Consider the following 22172-nt stretch of genomic DNA (forward strand, 5'->3'; position numbering starts at 1 on the left):
GATCGCATTCATCGTGACGATAGCGTTTTGTCTCCTTTGTCGTCACGCAGTTCGCGACGCAGCACCTTCCCTACATTGGTCTTGGGCAGTTCATCGCGAAACTCGATCAACTTGGGTACCTTGTAGGCCGCCAGCTCCTTGCGGCACCAGGCACGTAGTGTCTCCGCGTCCAGGCTGGGTGTACGAGCGACCACGAAGAGCTTGATGGTTTCACCGTTGGTCTCATCCGGCACGCCGACAGCCGCCGCCTCGATCACCTCGGGATGGGCGACGACCACATCCTCAACTTCATTGGGATAGACGTTGAAACCGGAGACGATAATCATATCCTTCTTGCGATCGACGATGCGGATATAGCCATCCTCTTGCAGCACCGCGACATCGCCGGTACGCAGCCAGCCTTCATCGTCGATTACCTTGGCGGTATCTTGCGGGCGCTGCCAGTAGCCTTTCATCACCTGAGGGCCTTTCACGCATAGCTCCCCTATCTCACCCAGAGGCAAACGCTTGTCATCCGCATCGATGACCATGACCGAGGTCCCCGACACCGGTTTGCCGATGGTGCCCAGCTGAATCGCCTCCGGCGGGTTGAAGGAGACGATGGGCGAGGTCTCCGTCAGACCGTAGCCTTCGGTTACCGGGCAACCGGTCACCTCTTCCCAGCGCTTGGCCACCGCCTTGGTCAGCGCCATGCCGCCGGAAATGGTCAACTTCAAGGCAGAAAAGTCCAGTGAGCGAAAGTCCTCGCGGTTGCACAAGGCGTTGAATAGGGTGTTGAGCCCCACGAAACCAGTGTATCGGATCGACTTCAACGTCTTGATGAAGCCATCTATATCCCGTGGATTGGTAATCAGTACGGTGTGATTGCCCGTGTTCATCATCAGCATGCAATTAACGGTAAAGGTATAGATGTGATAGACCGGCAGCGGTGCCACGATGGTTTCGCTGCCCTCATTGAACACGCCCGACATCTGCACCCGGGCCTGCAGCATATTGGCGATCAGATTGGTATGGGTGAGCATCGCCCCCTTGGCAAGCCCCGTGGTGCCGCCGGTATATTGCAGTGCTGCGGTGTCCTCGGCATTACGAGGAACATCGCTGTGTTCAAGCCCATGGCCTTTCTCCAGAGCCTGACGAAAGCCGACATGGCCGGGCAGCGAATAGCGCGGCACCATTTTCTTGACGTGCTTGACCACGACATTGATCAGCTGGCGCTTGGGGAACCCATGCAGATCGCCAATCTCGGTGACTAGGACGTGCTCGATGTCCGTACGCTCGACAATGCGCTCCAGCTTGTCCGCGACGTTGGCAAGAATGACGATCGCCTTGGCCCCGGAATCGCTGAACTGATGCTGCATCTCCCGCTCCGTATAGAGCGGATTGGTGTTGACCACCACCAGGCCAGCACGCAGTGCACCGAATACCGCTACGGGAAACTGCAGGACATTGGGCAACTGAATGGCAATCCGATCGCCGGGCTCGAGATCGGTTTCATGCTGCAGCCAGGCGGCAAAGTCCGCTGACAGACGCCCCAGCTCCTGGTAGGTCAGCACTTTTCCCATGCAACTGAAGGCAGGCTTGTCGGAAAAACGCTCGACCGAGGCATGAAAGATATCCATCACCGAGGTGTAGGCATCCATCCCCTCGAGCGGTGGACCGGACAGGATGGATTCAGTGGTGTGCTGGCTCATGGGCCACTCTCCGCATTTTTGTCGCTCGATAGCGATTTCTTGTTGTTGCCCCGACCGGCGGCACTTGAAAAGCGCATCTGGAGGAGCGTTAGCGTTTGGCATCAGACTAACAGCGTCGACTACTTTAAAACACCCGCTTGAAACTAGGGTTTATATTCTGCCAGATTTATACATCGGCAGCCGAGTAACGGGCCAGTACCTCCCCCTGGCGCCATACCAGCAACTCTCCCGGGTCCATTCGCTGCCATGCCTCGTTGTCGGTCAATGCCTCCGTAGCAATCACCGATACGATGTCATTGCAGGTCGTGTGCTCGACAAAATCGATCACCAGATCCGCATCGCGCAGCTGTGCTTTACCGAAGGGGGCTCGCCGGGTGATATGGACGAGCTTCGTCGAACAGAAACAGTAAAGACGCTGACCGTCGGAAAGGAGCAGATTGAATACGCCTAGGGTTCTCAACCGTTCACACAACCGGTGAAGGGCCGCCCACAACAGCCTCGGTTCTTCCGGTGGCTCGGGAAATTGCTGGCGCAGTTCGCCTAGCAGCCAGCAGAACGCATGTTCGCTGTCGGTACTGCCCACCGGGCGATAGAACGATAATTCGAGTGTTTGCCAATCTTCGAGCTGGCCATTGTGGGCATAGCACCACTGGCGCCCCCACATCTCCCGGGTATAGGGATGAGTGTTGGCCAGACCGACTGCTCCGACGTTGGCCTGACGAATATGACTGATCACGATGTTCGACTTGATCGGATAGTCGCAGATCAAGCGGGCGATGGGGGATGCGGAGGAAGGGTGAGGATCCCGAAACTCGCGATATCCCCCCTGTTCATAAAAGGCAATGCCCCAGCCGTCGCCGTGGGGGCCGGTGTCGCCGCCCCGACGCAGGAAACCGCTGAAACTGAAACAGATATCCGTAGGTACGTTGGCACTCATGCCAAGCAATTCACACATGCGGCTCCTCTCTTTGATGACGATGCCGGTGAGTGGCGCGGCGCCGCCATACCGCAATGATACACAGCAAAACGATGCCAGCGGCAATCGCCAGCCAGGCCGCAGGGTCGTCGTAATGTTCCCGCACCAGACGCGGCACCGTGTTGGCGATACGGCTTAGCTTCGTGTTGAGTTTTTCCGCAAGGGAAGCATCTGACTTGGCGTCAATGGGGGCCTGTTCCATACGCTCACCGCTAAGCCCCTGGCGATCCAGACTGGCATCACCCAAACCTCTGCGCGCGTCGTCATTGAGGATCAACACCGGTAATTCGAGCACGCGAGTTTCACTACCCAAGGTTGCGGTGGCCGTCAAACGAAGCGGCAGCGAGATATCCGGATCAAGCTCCGGGAGCTCGATACGCCACTGCGTCGAGTCGACGGTAACCACGGGGAGCTCTTTACCTTGCAGCTGTGCTTTTATACGCGTGTTGTCATCGCTTAGAAGCGGGTATTCGCCTTGCAGCTTGACCCTGGTGGCGGGCTGATCGACCTGGGCGCTGACCGCTGGCAGTACGTTGACCGCTTGCTGACGCAAACGCTGAAAACCTTCACTGCTCGCTATCAACGACAATCGAGCGTTACCGACGAAATCCGGCGCGGGCAGACTCCCTGAAAAATGCCCGTTGTCGGAGGTCAGTTGTACCGAGCGAACGGTTTGCCCTTGCGCGTTTGCAAGCTCGGCACGAAGCGTCAGGTCGGCGGGCTTGCCATCCGGTTTTTGGAGAGCGCCTTGCCCTTCCACCCAGGCTTCGAGCCGAGTGACGAAATCCATGTAGAGCTCCGTGGGCAATTCGGCGCTGCGCAGAGACAGGGATGAATCGATATTGATACGGCTACCCTTTCCGATGGGGCCGTCGATGCGCCACTGCCCTGACTCGGGTTCAGGCACGGTGATGATATCGAAGCGATTCTGCGTCTGCCATTGAACGCTATCCGGGTGATCGTCGGCGGTATAACGCTCGCCATTGGGGCCGATCAGCGTCAACTGCGATGCACCAGGACCATGAAACAGAAGGGCTGAGAAGCCGTCAACTTGTCCATCGATTGCAAAATGGCCATCTTCCAGAGGCACTTGATCGACGGGAAAAATACGATCGACCACGTCCAGGAAGGCACGTAACAATGCCTCGGGGGTTTCAGCAACCACGGCAAGCCCGCCCGTCTTGCCCGCCATTTGCCGCGCCAGGGACTGATCCACGTCCGGCGAGAAGGCAATGGTATGAATGACGACGCCCTCCTTGGCGAGCCTGGGAATCAGCTCGTTCAACAATCGCTTGCGAGAGGCGGCATCCTGTTGGCGTTTGTCGTTGCCATTGGCGGGAATATCGACGACGCCATCGGTGAACAGAATCAAATTTCGTCTTGTTCCATTCGCGCCGGCCTGGACGGTTTCCCGTACCGCACGCTCAATATCGGTGAACTGCTGATAATTGGACAGCTCGGGCTTGAGCGCCAACGCCCGTTGGCGCCAAGCTGAGTCGACGGTCGAGGCTGGCAGCGGGTTGTTCACCTCGCTCCCGAACGTCCATAGCCCGCCTGTAACGCCCGAGGGTAGCAGAGAGACCAATAACTCGAGCGCGCTATTCCCCAACCGGTTGGGATCGTTTTGTTTCATGCTACCGGATACATCGACTACCAGGCGCACGTCGGCATCGTCGCTCTTTTCGACGCCGCTTCCGTTTTTTTCCTGAGCCCAGCTACCAGAGCCCTCGAGCAGGAAGAACATCAACATTCCGGCAACCAGTACGCGCATTGTCATCGTCCTCTCAACTCACCACCGGGTCCCGCCGTGGCGAAGAAGTGGCCTGCGCGGGATTCTGCCCATCGTGTCGTTGCTCCGCGCCTGAAGAGCGTTGACGCAACCATCCCCATAGCAAGGCGCCTAACGCGATTCCCAGCCCGGCCCCTAATAACAGCAACACCAGTGCGCTGCCAAACGTCTTCGATGCATTCTGTAAAAACGCAACCCCGCTCACGACCACCGCCGGCGCCAGGCCTTCGTGGGCCGCTTGACCCTCGACGCGAGACAGCGTGAACCCGGCAGGCATCCACAATACGCCTGCCACCAGCCCCGTGATCGCGAACCGTGGCAACCGGGGCAGCCAGCGAATCCCGAGGTAGCCAGTCACTAGTACAAACAGCGACAATGCAAGATAACTCAGCCATAGCAATGGCATGGAATCGGATATCAACATCACTCTATTTCCTTGTCCTGAACTCGTTGATCATGGTACACCGCACCCAATGAAAGCACAGCCGCCGATTAGCCCTTCGCACCGCTCGCCTATCACGCACTTCAAACGCAACGATGATCCTCATTGGCATTGGCTCGAAAATCGCGACGATGCCCAGGTCATCGATTTCCTCGAACAGGTCAATGCCCAGTGCGCCCAGTGGTTGTCGCCACTCGAACCTCTGATCGAGGATCTTTACCGAGGGCATCTGTCCCGGCGAGAACTGGCGGTTTCCAGCCTGAAAACTCCGCTGGAGCGCTTTACCTACTGGAGCGAAACCGCCGCGGACGCGGATTATTCACACTGGTGGCGCCATCCCAACGATGATGATACCGCCAGACAGTCGGTGCTCGATCTTGAAGCAAGAGCCACGGAACAGCCCTTTTTCGAGCTTGGGGATCTGGCCATCTCACCGGATGAAACCTTGATTGCCTGGACCGAGGACACTCAAGGGAACGAATACTTCGATCTTTATCTGCGTCAGTTGCCGAATGGCGCACCGCGCAAACTCTTGAGCGACATCGGTCCGGAACTGGTCTGGGCAGAGGATGATCGCACGCTCTTGTATACCCGCTACGATGCGACTCAGCGCCCCGCCAGCGTCTGGTGTTTCATGCTGGACACCCAGAATTCACAGCGGATCTTCGAAGAGAGCGATACCGAGTTCTGGGTCGGCATGGGCAAAACCCGCTCACGCCGATGGCTGGTACTGGAAACTGCCTCGAAGGACACCTCGGAGTGCCACCTGATCCCCGCTCACGCGCCGGCAACACCGCCCCGCTGCGTAAAACCCCGGGAAAGCGGCGTGGAGTATGGCATCGATCATCGCCCGGGCCACTTCTATATTCTGCACAATCGCGAAGCGCCCCACTTTCGGCTCGATGTAGCCCCGGAAGACGACCCCGATCAGTGGCACCCCTTGTTGTCCCACCGCCAGACCCACACCCTGGAAGACATCGATGCCTTCGAGTGGGGCCTGGTGATCGCGGAACGCGACCACCATGAAGCACAGATGCAACTTCGGGTCATGATATTCGATTCTCGCCATGTGCTTGGTCAGGATTATCGCCTGCCGCTGCCGGAGTCGCCCTGCAGCCTGATGCTGGGAGATACGCCGGATTTCGACGCACGCAAACTGCGGTTGCACGAAGAGTCTTTCACATTGCCGCCCCGCTGGATCGAACACGACCTGGACAATGGCGAGCGCCGCCTGCTCAAGGCCATGCCAATCCATGGCGATCTGCTCCCGGATCAACTGGTCTCCCGGCGACTATGGGCAACGGCTTCGGATGGTGAACGCATTCCGGTGTCAATCGTGGCCCGCAGGGATTTACTCGGCAAGAAACCACTGCCGACCCTGCTGTACGGCTATGGCGCCTATGGCGAGGTGCTCGACCCCTGGTTTTCGGTTTCTCGCCTGGAGCTTTTATCCCGAGGCGTGGCCTTTGCGGTGGCCCACGTTCGCGGTGGCGGCGATCGCGGCGAACCCTGGTATCTGGCCGGTAAGCTCGAGCACAAGGAGAACAGCTTTCACGACTTCCTGGCGACTCGTGACGCGCTGGTAGAGGCAGACCTGGCGGACGGTGAGCGTATTGCCGCCTATGGCGCCAGCGCAGGCGGCCTGCTGGTAGGGGCCAGTCTCAATCTCGACCCTGAGGCATTTTGTGCCGCGGTTCTCGATGTGCCCTTCGTCGATGTACTGCGCACCATGGAAAATCCGGATCTACCCCTGACCACCGCGGAATATACCGAATGGGGCAACCCTGAGGAGCCGGAGGCTCGGCGGCGCATACGCGCATACTCGCCCCTGGACAATCTGACGACTCAGCCCTACCCGGCAGTGTTCCTGCAAGGCAGCTGGCACGATTCACGGGTACCCTATTGGGAGCCGGCCAAGCTCTATGCACGTTTGACGGAAATGGATACTGCGCGAGGGCCGGTACTGCTGCACACCGACATGGAAGCAGGTCATGGAGGCGCGTCCGGCCGCTTCAAGGCATGGCGGGACAATGCACGTCAGGATGGGTTCATTCTTTGGGCTCTGGGATTGGTAAAAACGGCTGTTTGAGCCAAGAAGTTGCAGCCTTCAGTCTTCGCAGGGCAGTACGGCGATGATGTGGTCTTCCCATCTGTCCTCGGGTACATCGCGCTCGGAAACGGCAAAATCGGCAACGCTGATACGAGCGCGGTGCACACTTTGGGGATCCCCGGAAACTAGAGGATGCCAATCCGCCAGGCCTCGTCCTTCATGAAGCCGGCGATAGGCGCAGGAGTCCGGCAGCCAATGAAACTCCCGCAGGGTCTGTAGATTCATCTGGGTGCAGGCGGGTACGCGGGCGAAACGATGGGTGTAATCCTGACAACGGCATTGCCGGGTATCGAGCAGTTTGCAGGCGACGTCCAAGGTGAGGACCTCGCCGCTGTCTTCATCCTCGAGCTTTATCAGACAGCAGCGCCCACAGCCATCGCATAGCGCCTCCCACTCCTGGTGATCCATTTCTTCCAGAGAGAAGCGTTCCCAGAAACGGTTGCGCATATCGCCTCCTGATTACGACTATATCAGTACCGCGCTTCGGTAGGCGTGCGATACAAATCAAGTAGATATTCCTCCTTGGCCGGAGGCAGTTGAAAATAGAAGCCCTTTTCATCGATGGCTTGCATTATCCGGGCAGCGTCCACGCGAGCCAGTTTCTTGTCTTCACTGAGCAACAGCGTCATGACGGATATGGGCTTGCCGAAACCCTCGAGTAGCGCCTCCGGCACGTCGACGAGACCTCTGGCCTTATCGACATACAGATACATCTCCTCCTTGCGCGAACTCTTGAACACCTCACACAACAATCTGTGCATCAGTCACTCCTCGCAGCATGACAATCAACCCGACTATCGCATAGCGCATGCTCGAAGGAGTCGTTGAGCAATTCACCCCGCCACCCGGAGGGCAGCGGCAATGGCAAGTGTTTCATATCCGCAATCACCAACTCCTCGAGCTGGCGGCGGCGTGCCAGTATCTCCGCAGCGATCCCGAGCTGCCGTGCCTTGTCGCTGACGACCTGCTTGAGCGCCTTGAGCCGACGCTTGAAAGGCCCGGTCAGCGGTGAAGGCAGCGCTTCCGGGAGCTGCTGCGGTGAAAGACCCGCCGTGTTGCTGACTATCGACAACAACATATCCCCTTCGCGCTTGACCATTGTCGGTTTGACACCCTCGACGGAGGCCAACTCGTAGCGATTGCGCGGTTGGGCATCCGCAATTGCGAACAGAACCTTGTCACTGACCAGCCAGTTGCGTGGCATGTTGCGCTCTCGAACCTCTGCTTCCCGCCAGAGGGTCAGCTGTCGGTAGGTTGCCGTCGCCCGTGGTTTGAGACGCCATAGTTGGCGATTGCGGCGATACCACTCGTTGTCTTCAGCCGGATCACGGCCTGCCTGGGCCACCAGCGTGGCACAATCCGCTTCGAGCCATTCCAGGCGACCCTGCTTCATTAGTGCTTCACGCTGCTGAGGCCAGATGATGGGTAGATACGCCACATCCAAAGCCGCGTAGCGACACTGCGCTTCGCTGAGCGGTCGTTCCAGCCAATCGGAACGGGTTTCGTCCTTGGCCAGCACATCGCCAGTCCAGTACTCCACCAGGCGCTGATAGCTCATGGCCGCATCTTCGCCCAGTAGCGCTTGAGCCAGCTGCGTATCGATCAACGGTGCTACCGGCACACCGGCCCAATTGGACAACACTTCCAGATCCTCGCCGCAGGCATGCAGCAGCTTGAGCGGCCCTTCCGGCCCCAGTAGTCGCAAGAGTGCCGTATTGGGCTCCAGCGCCTGAGGATCGATGAGATACACCTCGTTTCCAGCACTCAACTGGATAAGGGCGGGTATAGGGTGAAAACTGGATTCTCGAATGAACTCGGTGTCCAGTGCCAGAAAGCGTGCCTCGGCAAGCGTACCGCATGCCTGTTCGAGAGCAGCCGGGGTATCGATCCAATGTAATGCAGGAGTTAGGGCGGGGGTTAGCGACATGGTGACTTCAGTTATCTATTGAATACTTGTTGTGGATGGGGCGAATCATTCACTGCCAAAGGGCAGACGGCCATTGAAGGCACGACTCAGCGTACCGCCATCGACATACTCCAATTCACCGCCCATGGGCACTCCATAGGCCAGCCGCGACAGGCGTATGCCCCGTTCACGCAACTGTTCGGCAATATAGTGTGCCGTGGCCTCGCCTTCGATGGTCGGATTGGTCGCAAGAATGACCTCTTCGACTCCCCCTTCATCGAGACGACCATCGAGTCGGTCGAGCCCGATGTCTTCAGGGCCTATGCCATCGAGAGGGGAAAGATGACCATGTAGGACATAGTACTGCCCACGATACCCCCCTGCTTCTTCGATGGCGAGCATGTCCGCAGGCGATTCGACAACGCACAGCAGAGCCTCGTCTCGGCGGGAGCTGCTGCACAGCGCGCAGATGCTCTCTTCCGTGAGAGTCCGGCAGCGCTGGCAATAGCCAACTTCCGCGAGTGCGCGCCCCAGCACCTCCGTCAACCGTTGCCCACCCTCGCGATCCCGCTCCAGTAGATGCAGCGCCATGCGCTGGGCGGTCTTGGGCCCTACCCCGGGAAGTACCCTGAGGGTTTCCAGCAGTCGGTCGACCAGCGGCGAAAACCCCATTAAAACGGCATCTTGAAGCCGGGAGGTAGATTCAAACCGGAAGTGGCCTCTTCCATCTTGGCCTTGGAGGCGCTTTCGACCTTGCGCACTGCATCGTTGACCGCGGCGGCAAGGAGATCCTCGAGCATCTCCTTGTCCTCTTCCATGAGCGAAGGATCGATCTCGACCTTGCTCACGTCATGGCGCCCATTCATGGTGACCTTGATCATGCCAGCGCCGGCTTCACCGAGCACTTCGGCCTGGGCGATCTCTTCCTGCACCTGCTGCATCTTTTCCTGCATTTCCTGGGCCTGCTTCATCAGGTTGCCCATTCCGCCCTTGAACATGTTGTTACCTCTATGCGTTGTTTATGGAGTCAATCGGCCTGCGCAGCAGGCGCGACGGTCTGTTCCAGTAGACGAGCGCCAAATGCCTGCTCTAGCTGCTGAATGTGGGGATCGCCCCGCAAGGCTTCAACCGCCACCGCATGACGCTCTGTGGTTTCACGATCGCTGCGTAGCTTGGGCGTCTCGATGTTCTCGGGAATGGCTTGTGGCTCCACGCTTACACGCCGCTCGATTCCGATCTCGGAGAGCGCACGCTGGATGCGCTCGACATGAACATCTGCGTTCATGGCCGCTTGGCTCGGATCGAGCCGCAGCTGCACCCGGGCACCATCATCCTCATCCAGAATGCAGTGGGCCGCCAGGTTACGCGTCAAGCCGGATAGCGTCAGGCGCGGAAACAGGGCCAGCCAGGCATCATGATCCAGCATATCCGGCACCTGGGACAGCACAGGCTTTTCCTGAGGTTGTGGCGCTTCTTTTTCTTGCGATAGCGACGCTTCGTCAGGGTCCGAAGCATGCGCTTCTGCGGCAGCCTCATCTTTCTGAAAATTCTCGCCGGCCTCTACCTTTGCGTCTTCTATCGGTTCTTCTTTGGCAGGTTCTTCTTCAGGCTCCTCTACCGGGATCGGCTCATCTTCTGGCTCTTCTACCGGTTCTTTCCCGGCCTCTACCAAGGCCCCGTCAGCAGACGCAGGTGGAGCTTCCGGCAAGGCTTCCCAAGGCGGTAGATCCTGCAACGCATCCGCTTGATGCGCGCTGTCGACTTCAAGCCCCTCCTCGTCATGCCGGGCGTTCTGTTGATCGTCGCGCTCCGCGTTCTCCGCTGAGGAAGGCATGGAAGAGGATGCATCCTGGGCAGATGTCGATGAAGACGAGGGCGCCGGCTGAGCGTGACTGGATTCACCACGAAGCGGCAGCGGTGTCTGAGGCGGCTTGGGAACGCCTTGAGGACGAAATGCCAGCATGCGCAGCAGGGCCATCTCCAGAGCAGTGCGCGCATCCGGAGCGCTGTCCATATCGGCCCGACCCTGCAAACCGATCTGGTAATAAAGTTGTACGTCTTCCGCGGTGAAACGCGCAGCTAGCGCAAGCAGCTCGTCCCGATCGCCGTGACCGTTATCGAGGGCATCCGGCACCATCTGGGCAATGGCAAGGCGATGAAGAACGCCGGTCAAGTCATCCAGTACGCCGGCGAAGTCCGGCCCCTGCTCTGCCAATGCGGCAATTTCATTCAACACTCGCGCGGCATCCACGTCAGCCAGGGCCTCGACGAGTGCCAGCAACAGGCGCTGATCCAGCGTTCCCAGCATGGCGGCTACGTCGGCGCGAACAATCCTTCCCTGCCCGAAGGCGATGGCTTGATCCGTGAGGCTCATGGCATCGCGCATGGAGCCATCCGCCGCCTTGCCCAGCAGCCACAGGGCATCTCGTTCGAAGGCCACGTCTTCGGCGGCCAACACCCGATCCAGATGTTCGACGATGCGCTCCGGAGACATGTTCTTGAGAGTAAATTGCAGGCAGCGGGACAGTACCGTAACCGGCAACTTCTGCGGGTCCGTGGTGGCCAGCAAGAACTTCACGTGAGGGGGCGGCTCTTCCAGCGTCTTCAGCAGCGCATTGAAGCTGTGAGTGGAGAGCATGTGCACCTCGTCGATGAGATACACCTTGTAGCGCCCCTGGGCCGGCGCATACTGCACGTTGTCCAGCAGTTCCCGTGTGTCCTCCACCTTGGTACGCGAAGCCGCATCCACCTCGATCAGATCGACAAAACGGCCCTCGTCGATGGCGCGACAGCTGTCGCACTCGCCGCAGGGTTGCGAAGTAACGCCTTCATCGCCGCGGCCGCCTGCGGTGCAGTTCAGGCATTTGGCCAAAATGCGCGCCAGGGTCGTTTTGCCCACCCCGCGTGTACCGGTAAACAGATAGGCATGGTGCAGCCGGCCCTGATCCAACGCGTTGACCAGCGCACGCTGCACATGCTCTTGGCCTACCAGCTCATGGAAGGTGCGCGGACGCCATTTACGGGCCAATACCTGATAGCTCATTGAGCGCGGATTCCTTGCGGAGAGGATGATCGGTTTGCGGGAAGCGCCACGACTTCCAACCCATATTCTAGCCGTTAGAGGGAGCCGCGCAAAGCGCAACGCCTGGGCATGAAAAAGCGCTCATTATGCGCCGAATTAATTTAAATCTGCCGTTTGCTGGTCCGGGTAATTTTGAATAAAGACGGAAAAATCCGCATACTGGGGGCCTCTTCGCACTTATTTCATACAAGCACGCTTGTCCATGAGCGTGTACTTACCGTGATGATTTCATGTCATCATGGCCGACCAGTAGCGGCATAGCGCCTAGTCGCACGCTATTTCTGTATTTTCGTATGGTCTTGAAAATCGAATTCACAACTGAAAGTCATATCCATGACAATGGAGAAAACTGATGGGGAACAATTCCAATTCAAGCAATACGCCAGAATCAAATGAAGGGACCGAAGGCATTCCCTCGCCGGAAGGCCGAACCAATCTGATCGATACCGATTACGTGATCGGTCAGGACAATATTCAGACCAAGAAACTCGGCATCGACGTGGACCTTCATGGCAAGGTCTTCATGGTATCGTCGCTGCTGGTTCTGTTTTTCGTCGTGATCACCCTGGCCTTTCCGGACCAGTCAGGGCCGCTTTTCAACGGCGCGAGAACCTGGTTAACCGGCAATCTCAGTTGGGTATTCCTGTTCGCCGCCAATATCTTCGTATTGTTGACGGTGGTTCTGATTTTTACTCCCCTGGGCAAGGTGCGCCTGGGCGGTCCCAAGTCCACGCCAGACTTCAGCTATGCCGGCTGGTTTGCCATGCTCTTTGCTGCGGGCATGGGCATTGGGTTGATGTTTTATGGTGTGGCGGAACCGCTGACTCACTTCAACACGGCATTTGAAGGTGGCGACTGGGCACCATTGAGCGGCGCTCAGGGTGATCAGCAGGGCGCCATTTCACTCAGTATGGCGGCTACCATATTTCACTGGGGCCTGCACCCCTGGGCAACCTATGCAGTGGTGGCATTGGCCTTGGCGCTATTTTCCTATAACAAGGGACTGCCGCTGACCATGCGCTCGATTTTCTACCCCATTCTCGGGGAGCGCGTATGGGGCTGGCCGGGGCATATCATCGATATCCTGGCGGTGTTTGCCACCTTGTTCGGCCTGGCTACCTCCCTGGGTCTAGGAGCCACTCAGGCATCGGCTGGGCTTCATTACCTGTTCGATACGCCGAACAACAACGTCACCATGGTGGTGTTGATCATAGGTATCACTCTCGTGGCGCTGGGCTCGGTGGTCGCCGGTGTGGACAAGGGCGTACAGCGTCTCTCCCAGGTCAACATGGGCCTGGCGTTTTTACTGTTGCTGTTCGTGATCGTCGTTGGCCCGACTCTGATGATCGCCACCGGTTTCTTTGAAAACCTGCTCTCCTACTTCAAGGAACTACCGGCGCTATCCAACCCCTTCGGCCGCGAGGATAGCAGCTTCATGGGGGGGTGGACCGCCTTCTACTGGGCCTGGTGGATCTCCTGGTCACCGTTTGTGGGCATGTTCATCGCCCGGGTCAGCCGTGGGCGCACGGTGCGTGAATTCCTGATTGCCGTGCTGTTGGTACCCATGCTGGTGTCGGTGCTATGGATGACTGCCTTCGGAGGTACCGCCATCGAGCAGTACACTGCCGGCTTCGAGGGGGTCGCGGATGCCGCCGTCGAGCTGCAGCTGTTCGAGATGCTTGGCCAGCTGCCGCTATCGGCCATCACGTCCTTCGTTGGCATCGTGCTGGTCATGGTGTTCTTCATCACCTCCTCTGACTCCGGCTCGCTGGTAATCGACTCCATTACCTCCGGTGGCAAGGTGGATGCACCCAAGTCGCAGCGTATCTTCTGGGCGCTCATCGAAGGGGCGATTGCCATTGCGCTGCTGCTGGGCGGCGGCCTGGAAGCATTGCAGGCCGCCGTGCTTACTACCGGACTGCCCTTTGCCCTGGTTCTGCTGGCGGGCTGTTATGCCATCGTCAAGGGACTGATGAGCGAACCACGCAGCTAGATGCTCGCAATCCGTGGGGTAAGGCTTTATAAGAAAAGCCTTACCCCTTTTGCGCTCTGCCGGAAAAATGGCTGCGTGCCCATACGGCATTAAAAATTGGTCAAAATACTTATTTATACTTTGTAAACCCAGTTTTTCGCCAATTTTTGCCTTGCCTAGCCATCGCTTGCCGGTTTTTCAGACAAAGCTTAGTTATACTTCCCCGCTGCATGCCTTACGCAAACAATTCTTATGAAAAAACTCTTACGAAAACAACAAGGAGACGCTCTTGAGCGATAAACCATCCTCCCCCTCGACGAACGACGAAAGCACCGAAGGCGTTCCAGCGCCGACCGGCAAATCCAATCTGATCGACACGGACTACGTCATTGGCCAGGACAACGTCAGCGGCCGTAAATTCGGCATGGCCATCGATCTTCACGGCAAGGTCTTCAGCATCTCAGCCCTGGTGATCGTATTCTTCGTCGTTCTGGTATTGGCGCTGCAAACCGAGGTCGAGCCGATCTTCAGTGGCGTACTCAGTTGGCTCACCGGCAAGCTGGACTGGTTCTTCATCCTGGCCGCCAACGTCTTTGTACTCTTGTGCCTTGGATTGGTGGTATCACCGCTGGGCAAGGTACGCATCGGTGGCATGAACGCCAAACCGGACTTCAGCTATGCGGGTTGGTTCGCCATGCTGTTTGCCGCCGGCATGGGCATCGGACTGATGTTCTATGGCGTTTCGGAACCGATATCGCATTTCTCCTCTTCCATGGGAGGCATCACGGCAGGTGATGGCGGCGCCAGAACCGACTGGGCGCCTCTAGGTGCCGCGGGGGGCGATGCGGAAGCCGCCATGGAGCTTGGCATGGCCGCCACCATCTTCCATTGGGGCCTGCACCCTTGGGCAATCTACGCCATCGTCGCGCTGTCCCTGGCGATCTTTTCCTATAACAAGGGCCTGCCGCTGACCATGCGCTCGATCTTCTACCCGATCCTGGGTGAGCGCGTCTGGGGGTGGCCGGGTCATATCATCGATATCCTGGCGGTCTTCGCCACCCTGTTCGGTCTGGCAACCTCGCTAGGGTTTGGCGCCTCCCAGGCGACTGCGGGGCTTGGCTACCTGTTTGGCATCCCGGACAACAACGTCACCATGGTAGTGCTGATTCTGGGCATCACCCTGGTCGCTCTGCTATCGGTGGTGGCGGGTGTCGACAAGGGCGTACAGCGGCTTTCACAACTGAACATGGGCCTGGCCTTTCTGCTGCTGCTGTTCGTGATCTTCGTCGGCCCTACGATGGCGATTCTCACGGGCTTTTTCGAAAACTTGGGTTCTTACGTGATTCATTTACCAGCGCTATCAAACCCCTTCGGCCGCGAGGACGACAACTTCCGCCAAGGCTGGACCGCCTTCTACTGGGCCTGGTGGATCAGCTGGTCACCGTTTGTGGGCATGTTCATTGCCCGGGTCAGCCGCGGACGCAGCGTGCGCGAATTCCTGATCGCCGTGTTGCTGGTGCCGTCATTGATTTCGGTGCTTTGGATGACCGCCTTCGGGGGAACCGCCATCAACCAAATCGTTACCGAGAACTTCGAGGGCGTCAAAGACGCCGCCCTGGAGCTGCAGCTGTTCGTCATGCTGGGTCAGCTACCCCTGACGGCGGTCACGTCCTTCGTGGGTATCGTGCTGGTCATGGTCTTTTTCATCACTTCCTCGGACTCGGGTTCCCTGGTAATCGATACCATCACCTCCGGCGGCAAGGTCGATGCTCCCACGGGCCAGCGTGTCTTCTGGGCGCTCATTGAAGGCATCATTGCGATTGCGCTATTGCTGGGTGGCGGGCTGACCGCACTGCAAGCCATGGCAGTTTCCACTGGCCTGCCCTTCACGCTAATACTGCTGGCGGGCTGCTACGGCATCGTCAAGGGACTGATGAGCGAGCCCCGTAGCTGATATCCGGCCAATAGATAGCGAAAACGCTTACGCATAAAGGGGCAAGGCTTTTCAACAGAAAGGCTTGCCCCTTTTTGATTCTATTTTCTCGAGATACGTCTTGCACAAACGACAAGGAGATGCTCTTGGACAAGAAATCATCAACCTCATCGACTAACGATGACATCAGTGAAGGCATTCCCACTCCGGAAGGACCCACCAACCTCATCGATACCGATTACGTGATCGGGCAGGACAACATCACGACCCGCAAATTCGGCGTGAATGTCGATCTGCACGGCAAGGTCTTTCTCGTATCGTCCTTGATGGTGGTATTTTTTGTCGTCATCACCCTGGCGTTTCAAAACGAGGTCGAACCGATTTTCGGCAGCATGCGCACCTGGCTGACCGGCAATCTAGCCTGGTTCTTCATGCTGGCGGCGGATATCTTCGTGCTGTTGTGCGTCGGTCTGATCGTTTCGCCCTACGGCAAGATCAGGCTTGGGGGCAAGCATGCGAAGCCGGATTTCAGCTACACCGGCTGGATCGCCATGCTGTTTGCCGCGGGCATGGCCATCGGCCTGATATTTTATGGCGTCGCCGAACCGATCACCCACTTCAGCAACGCCTCCGGCGGTATCGTCACCGAGAGCGGCCTGCGCACGGATTCGGCGCCTCTCGGCGCGGCGTCCGATGACTCCGCCAGGGCCACGCAGCTCGCCATGGCGGCCACCATCTTTCACTGGGGGCTGCATCCCTGGGCCATCTATGCGGTGGTTGCCCTGGCGCTGGCGCTCTTTACCTTCAACAAGGGCCTGCCGTTGACCATGCGCTCCATCTTCTATCCCATCCTGGGAGAGCGTATCTGGGGTTGGCCAGGGCATCTCATCGATATCCTGGCGGTATTCGCCACCCTCTTTGGTCTAGCCACCTCCCTTGGCATCGGGGCTTCCCAGGCAACCGCGGGCATGGAGCATCTGTTCGGCATTCCGAACAACAACATCACCATGGTGCTGCTGATCATGGGCATCACCGCCATCGCCCTGCTCTCCATCCTGGCAGGCATGGACAAGGGCGTGCAGCGTCTTTCTCAGATCAACATGGTGCTGGCGTTCCTGCTGCTGGTATTCGTGATCGCCGTGGGGCCGACCCTGTATCTCATTGGCGGCTTCTTCAAGAACCTGGCTTCCTACGTAACTCATCTACCGGCCCTGTCCAACCCCTTCGGTCGTGACGACAGAGGTTTCGTCGAGGACTGGACCGCCTTCTACTGGGCCTGGTGGATCAGCATCACGCCGCTGGTGGGCATGTTCGTCGCCCGCATCAGCCGGGGCCGCAGTGTGCGGGAATTCCTGGTTGCCGTGCTGCTGATCCCTTCGGTGGTGTCGATCATCTGGATGACCGCTTTCGGCAATACCGCCATCCACCAGGTCGTTGCCGATGGGTTCCAAGGCGTCGAGAATGCGGATCTTGAACTTCAGCTCTTCGTCATGCTGGGCCAGTTGCCCTTTTCGTCGATCACGTCGTTTCTGGGCATCGTGCTGGTCATCGTCTTCTTCACCACCACGTCGGATTCCGGCTCCCTGGTCATCGACTCTCTCGCCGCCGGGGGCAAGGTCAACGCCCCCAGAGTTCAGCGCGTCTTCTGGGCCATCATCGAGGGCGTCATTGCCATCGCTCTGCTGCTGGGCGGGGGTTTGACGGCGCTTCAGGCGGGGGTCATCTCCACGGGCCTGCCTTTCACCCTGGTGCTGCTTGCCTGCTGCTACGCCATCGTCAAGGGGCTCATGAGCGAGCCGCGTGGCTGAGTCAGTCTATCGAAACCGGTGTTAAAAAAAGCGGCCATGGCCGCTTTTTTCATACCCAACTGCCTGTACTCAGCACCACAGATCGCTGATTGGGGTCTGCGGTGAATAGTGCCGAGCGATCTGAGCCTGGAACAGCTCCGCCGTCGCCAGCGCGTCCAGCAAGGCGTGATGCCCGGTATAGAACGGTAGATGATAACGCTCCCTGCTTTCCGCCAGGCGCAACGAAGCAGAGGGGCGCCCGCTGAGCCGCTTCAACCAGGCCCAGCGCCGTTTGCGATGCACTCGCGCCTCCAATTGCATGGTATCAATCATGGGAAACAGCAGATTCTCGCCCATTCGGGTACGGGTAGCGCGATTGAGGAAGGGACGCTCGATGTTGCGGTAATGCACCACCACCAGACTGCCTGCGAGAACCTCCAGCAGTTCCGCGAGTATGTCGCCAAGATCCGGCGCCGTCTCGATCTCGGAGTGGGTGATGTGATGAAACGTGATGGATTGCTCGCTTAATGGCTGGCGCGGCTGCACTACCCAATAGTGGCTTTGCGCAAGGGGAATGCGCTTGAGCGTAAAGGGCTGGGCGCCAACGCTGACGATACCGTGGCGTACTGCATCGAGCCCGGTGGTTTCCAGATCCAGGGCCACCAATGGCACGTCACCGATGGGCGTTTGCGGATCTGGAATACCCGCAGAGTAAAAACGCCGAAGACCAGAATCCCGCGCCACCTGGGCGCAGCTTGCCATGTAGTCCGCCCAGTTTGTCTGATCGTGCTTGCTTGAAAGAAGAGACGTCATATTTCGGTTCGGCGGCCCTTCGTTGGTATCGGATAGCGAAATTTGATGAACTTTTGCGCATGACTCAGTGTTTCGAAGGCCGCCTTCAGATAGTGCCGGTCGCGGCTGGATATGCTCTCCGGCTCGATGTTGTTGTCCGGTTGCTGCCCTGCCTCTATATCCATTACCTGATGGCGCAGGCGCACCATGGAAATGAACTCTAGCGCATGACCGAGCCTTGCGCTGCCCCCTTCGGGAAGTATTCGAGCCGCATTGATGGCCTCGAGACGATTGAAGGTATTCTGGGCGTTTGAGCCGCAGGCCAGGGCATGCACCCGCACCAGATCCACAAAGGGCGCGGTGCCCCGGCGCTTGAGATTGATGGAGTTGTCGTGCTTGCCATCCTTTTCCATCACGAAGGTGCGAAAGAACCCCAGCGGCGGCGTACGGTTGCATGCATTACGGGCCATTGCGGCAAGAAACAAGGGGCTCTGCGAGGCCTTGCTCGCAACCAGGTCCTGCAACTGCTCGACGAACACTTCCTCGCCATACACGCCGTCCAGATCGAAGAAGATCGAGCTGTCGAGCAGACGCTCGGGGTTGGGCTCGTCGATCCAGGTCGAGAAGTACGTTTTCCACACGGACAACGGTTGCCGCCAACGGGAATTGGTGGCCATGATGTCGCCCTTGCAATAGCTGTATCCGCAGGCTGCCAAGCCATCGCTGACGAAGGTGGCAAGCTTCAGGAAGTAGTCGTCGTGGTCTGCAGAGACGAAATCGTCGCTCAAGACCAGGGCGTTGTCCTGATCCGTGACGATGGCCTGTTCATCCCGCGCCATGGAGCCAAGTGCCATGAAACAAAAGGGAATCGGCGCCGGGCCAATCTCTTCCTGGGCAAGCTCGATTAACCGCCGGGTAAAGCTGCGACCGATGCTGGACAACGCACGGCCGATCATCTGGGAATCCGCCCCTTCCGACACCAGCTGCACGAAGGCTGAATGCACTTCGACACTCAGACGTTTGAGCCCCTCGACATTGGACTGACTGAAGATATTGCTGACCAGATAAAGGCTGCTATGGGTCTCATAGCGTACGATATCCGATAGATGCAATATGCCGATCGGGCGACGACGATGTAGCACCGGCAGGTGGTGTACATTGTTACGCAGCATGCAGAGCATGGCTTCGTACAAGGACTCCTCGGATTGTACGGTAATCGGGTCCTTGGACATCACCTCGGTTACCGGTGACTCCGGCGTCACGCCGGCGGCCAGCACTCGGGTACAGAAGTCGCGGTCCGTCAAGATTCCTGCCAGCTTCCAGGCTTGGCCATCCGCCAGGGTAAACTGCCGTGAATGATCTTCATCCGGAAAGCTGAGTACGAGTACCGCGGTTGACGACTCATCGCGCATGCGCATGGCGGTCTCCTGCAGCGTCGCCGATGGCTCGACCATGGTGGGATAGCGTCGGATCAACTTGCGCACTCGGGACGTCATCATGTCGCTATTATGACGCTGCTGCTCCACGGTAGTCTTCAGTGCCGACCCACCCTCCTCGACGTAGTCGGCGAAATCGTCGTTTTCCTCGCAAAGACGCTCGAACACGGTTTCGGGAATGAAGTAGATCAGCGTATCTTCGATCGCCCGCACCGGAAATTGGACGCCTCGGCGGCGTAACAAATCGGAGTAACCAAAGATGTCACCTTCACTCAAGCGGTTGTAGAGACTCCCGCTGCGGCGATACATCTCCACGGCGCCGCTACGGATATAACACAGCTCGTGGGTTTCCTGATCCCGGGCCAGTATTTCGGTATCCGCCCGGTAATAGCTGACCTGAACCTCGCTTGCTGCCGCATCGAGCAATTCATCGGATAGGCGATCAAAGGGTGCGAACCGCCCGAGATGGTCGCGGATTTCCAGCAATTCGGTATTCATGAGCAGACATCCAGGTCATTGGTCGATCGAGGAATTGTCAAAAGGATGAACTGTCGGGTCAAGAAAAGACCACATACGTGAAAGGACGATGAGGCGAGCAGTCTTCATGTTGGAGGCAGCCCCCATCAGCCACATCCCGGCACACGCAGCCACCGCTACCGTTGCTCCCTTCCGGGCCTGGCGGGGTTCGCAGTTTAGCGTTGCGGGAGGACCGACGAGGGCCACCGCAGAACCGTCAAGCGCAGCACAGCGCTCAACGACTCGAAGGCAAGCTCCTGAACTTTCAGGAGCTTGTTCAGCGAGACCGCAATATACCAGCGGCCCGAGCCGTCATCAAGGTCGGATACCGACGTAGAAGCTTCATCATGCCATGGGTAACGCTTGATTACCCCGGCACGACAAAAGTCCACGGTTTTATTGGCGCCATTGGCTGCTATGCTTACAAAGGAATGAGGAGCCGAACGTCTCATGGCGACTCACTGTTTATACAATAATTATCAGGGAGTAGATTCATGGAAAAGAATCCTGACAAGGGTTACGTTGCGATGCTTGGCTGGAGCCTGAGTGCCATCGAGGCGCTGGATCGCTTTGACCGGCGCTACGTCATCGTGGCACCGGACTGGGCGGAAGAGTATTGCAAGGAACATGACATTCCTTATCTTGCCTGGAATTTCGAACGTCTCAACGACCGTTCGATGGAAATTGCTGAAACCCTCAATGACATGGGAGTCGATGTTGCCATTCCGCTTTTCGAGGAAACCGTGGAGTGGGCCGGTGCAATCAACTCGGTGCTGATGGATAACCCGCGGCTGTACGGGCAGGCTCTATTGCTGCGCGACAAGGCATTGATGAAGCGTCGTGCTCAGCTTGGCGGTATTCGCGTAGGCATCTTCGAGGAAGCCCACGACAAGTCCGATGTCATTCGCTTTCTCAAGCGCGTCAACCAGACCCTACTCAAACTCGATGGCGACCCCAACGACCCCATTCACCTGAAGGCCTTCGATAAAGCGGGCTGCCTCGGCCATCGGGTCATCCGTACCCCGGACGAGATCGATACGATTCCCGACGAGGAATTCCCGGTCTTGATGGAGAGCCACCTGGACGGCTGGGAATTCGCCGTCGAGGCGTGGGTACACGACGGCAAGATTCGCTTTCTGAATATTTCCGAGTACGTGACCCTGGGCTATTCCGTCTTCGTGCCTGCGACCCCGGAGCTTGAAAAGTACCGGGAAGCGATCACTCGCCAGATCGAGAAACTGATCAAGACCTTCGATATCGAATTTGGCTTCATCCATCCCGAGTACTTCGTCACCAGTGACGGAGAAATGTACTTTGGTGAAGTCGCCTACCGTCCGCCGGGTTTCAAGGTCTTCGAGCTGCTCGAACGCGCCTACGGCTTCAACGCCTATCAAGGGCTGGTGTTGTCCTTCGACCCCAAGACCACCGAGGAGGAAATCACGAACTTCTTTCCCAAGGAGGTGGTGGATGCCAAGGGCCATGCAGGCTGCTTCGGGGTCTATCCGCGCCGGAGGGTGGTCAGCAAGCTCGAGATTCCTGAGGAAACGGAACAGCACGAGTACTTCGAGTCTCATGAATTGACGGCTCCGCTGGAAGAGACCGTGACCAAGCGCACTGCATTTGGTACGCACTGGGGACTGATCTATTTCTTCGGCGACGATCCGCATACCATGCGCGATCTGTTGAAGCATCAGGAAGAGCTCGATTTCTACGTATGAGCAGACTGCAGCATGCCAAGGA

The 22172-nt window shown here is 58.1% G+C and carries 17 protein-coding genes and 1 other RNA gene; 5 read left to right on the forward strand and 13 right to left on the reverse strand.

From position 1 onward, the window contains the following. Positions 1-8: 8 nt before the first annotated feature. The 4 genes from H7850_RS11480 to H7850_RS11495 form a co-directional block, all read right to left on the reverse strand. The gene (locus H7850_RS11480; protein WP_227369677.1) at positions 9-1691 is read right to left on the reverse strand and encodes an AMP-binding protein; all 1683 of its coding nucleotides are present in this window, start codon (positions 1689-1691) and stop codon (positions 9-11) included. Between the two features lie 166 nt (positions 1692-1857). Continuing rightward, positions 1858-2646 (reverse strand): class II glutamine amidotransferase, encoded by a 789-nt coding sequence (locus H7850_RS11485; RefSeq protein ID WP_227369678.1) that lies wholly within the window; start codon positions 2644-2646, stop codon positions 1858-1860. Beyond that, complete coding sequence (locus H7850_RS11490) at positions 2639-4438, reverse strand: VWA domain-containing protein (protein ID WP_227369679.1); 1800 nt, start codon at positions 4436-4438, stop codon at positions 2639-2641. The genes H7850_RS11485 and H7850_RS11490 overlap by 8 nt, the downstream gene beginning before the upstream one ends. Positions 4439-4451: 13 nt before the next feature. Further along, positions 4452-4880 carry a hypothetical protein gene (locus H7850_RS11495; RefSeq protein ID WP_227369680.1) on the reverse strand — a complete coding sequence of 143 codons (429 nt, stop codon included), beginning with the start codon at positions 4878-4880 and terminating at the stop codon, positions 4452-4454. Positions 4881-4929: 49 nt separating this feature from the next. Here H7850_RS11495 and H7850_RS11500 point away from each other — a divergent pair, with 49 nt between their 5' ends. Continuing rightward, the gene (locus H7850_RS11500) at positions 4930-6987 is read left to right on the forward strand and encodes a S9 family peptidase (RefSeq protein ID WP_227369681.1); all 2058 of its coding nucleotides are present in this window, start codon (positions 4930-4932) and stop codon (positions 6985-6987) included. A gap of 18 nt (positions 6988-7005) precedes the next feature. On the opposite strand, the gene H7850_RS11505 is transcribed toward H7850_RS11500, so the two are convergent. From H7850_RS11505 to dnaX, 6 genes are read right to left on the reverse strand one after another with little or no spacing between them, the layout of a single operon-like run. Next, positions 7006-7455, reverse strand: coding sequence for a YcgN family cysteine cluster protein (locus H7850_RS11505; RefSeq protein WP_227369682.1), 450 nt, complete (start codon positions 7453-7455; stop codon positions 7006-7008). Positions 7456-7478: 23 nt separating this feature from the next. Next, entirely contained in the window at positions 7479-7769 is a 291-nt protein-coding gene (locus tag H7850_RS11510; protein ID WP_227369683.1) for a YcgL domain-containing protein, read from the reverse strand. Further along, the gene (rnd, locus tag H7850_RS11515) at positions 7769-8935 is read right to left on the reverse strand and encodes a ribonuclease D (protein ID WP_227369684.1); all 1167 of its coding nucleotides are present in this window, start codon (positions 8933-8935) and stop codon (positions 7769-7771) included. The genes H7850_RS11510 and rnd overlap by 1 nt, the downstream gene beginning before the upstream one ends. A 45-nt stretch (positions 8936-8980) precedes the next feature. Next, the gene (gene recR / locus H7850_RS11520) at positions 8981-9586 is read right to left on the reverse strand and encodes a recombination mediator RecR (RefSeq protein WP_227369685.1); all 606 of its coding nucleotides are present in this window, start codon (positions 9584-9586) and stop codon (positions 8981-8983) included. Then, positions 9586-9912, reverse strand: coding sequence for a YbaB/EbfC family nucleoid-associated protein (locus H7850_RS11525; protein WP_227369686.1), 327 nt, complete (start codon positions 9910-9912; stop codon positions 9586-9588). The genes recR and H7850_RS11525 overlap by 1 nt, the downstream gene beginning before the upstream one ends. 29 nt (positions 9913-9941) lie before the next feature. Next, the gene (dnaX, locus tag H7850_RS11530) at positions 9942-11957 is read right to left on the reverse strand and encodes a DNA polymerase III subunit gamma/tau (protein ID WP_227369687.1); all 2016 of its coding nucleotides are present in this window, start codon (positions 11955-11957) and stop codon (positions 9942-9944) included. Positions 11958-12348: 391 nt separating this feature from the next. On the opposite strand from dnaX, the gene H7850_RS11535 reads away from it, so the two are divergent. From H7850_RS11535 to H7850_RS11545, 3 genes are all read left to right on the forward strand, one after another. Continuing rightward, the gene (locus H7850_RS11535; RefSeq protein ID WP_227369688.1) at positions 12349-13989 is read left to right on the forward strand and encodes a BCCT family transporter; all 1641 of its coding nucleotides are present in this window, start codon (positions 12349-12351) and stop codon (positions 13987-13989) included. A 268-nt stretch (positions 13990-14257) separates the two neighbouring features. After that, on the forward strand, positions 14258-15922 hold the full coding sequence (locus H7850_RS11540) for a BCCT family transporter (protein ID WP_413614156.1): 1665 nt from the start codon (positions 14258-14260) through the stop codon (positions 15920-15922). Positions 15923-16047: 125 nt separating this feature from the next. Further along, a complete protein-coding gene (locus H7850_RS11545; protein WP_227369689.1) occupies positions 16048-17709 on the forward strand; it encodes a BCCT family transporter in 1662 nt (553 codons plus the stop codon). Between the two features lie 69 nt (positions 17710-17778). Here H7850_RS11545 and H7850_RS11550 read toward each other — a convergent pair whose 3' ends face one another. From H7850_RS11550 to ffs, 3 genes are all read right to left on the reverse strand, one after another. Next, complete coding sequence (locus tag H7850_RS11550; RefSeq protein WP_227369690.1) at positions 17779-18501, reverse strand: 3'-5' exonuclease; 723 nt, start codon at positions 18499-18501, stop codon at positions 17779-17781. Then, positions 18498-20414 carry a DUF294 nucleotidyltransferase-like domain-containing protein gene (locus H7850_RS11555; protein WP_227369691.1) on the reverse strand — a complete coding sequence of 639 codons (1917 nt, stop codon included), beginning with the start codon at positions 20412-20414 and terminating at the stop codon, positions 18498-18500. The genes H7850_RS11550 and H7850_RS11555 overlap by 4 nt, the downstream gene beginning before the upstream one ends. 120 nt (positions 20415-20534) lie before the next feature. Then, positions 20535-20631, reverse strand: an RNA gene (gene ffs, locus H7850_RS11560) — signal recognition particle sRNA small type. A 295-nt stretch (positions 20632-20926) separates the two neighbouring features. On the opposite strand from ffs, the gene H7850_RS11565 reads away from it, so the two are divergent. After that, positions 20927-22150 carry an ATP-grasp domain-containing protein gene (locus tag H7850_RS11565; protein WP_227369692.1) on the forward strand — a complete coding sequence of 408 codons (1224 nt, stop codon included), beginning with the start codon at positions 20927-20929 and terminating at the stop codon, positions 22148-22150. Positions 22151-22172: the final 22 nt, after the last annotated feature.

It is taken from the genome of Halomonas sp. M20, assembly GCF_020622265.1.
Taxonomy (GTDB): Bacteria; Pseudomonadota; Gammaproteobacteria; order Pseudomonadales; family Halomonadaceae; genus Modicisalibacter.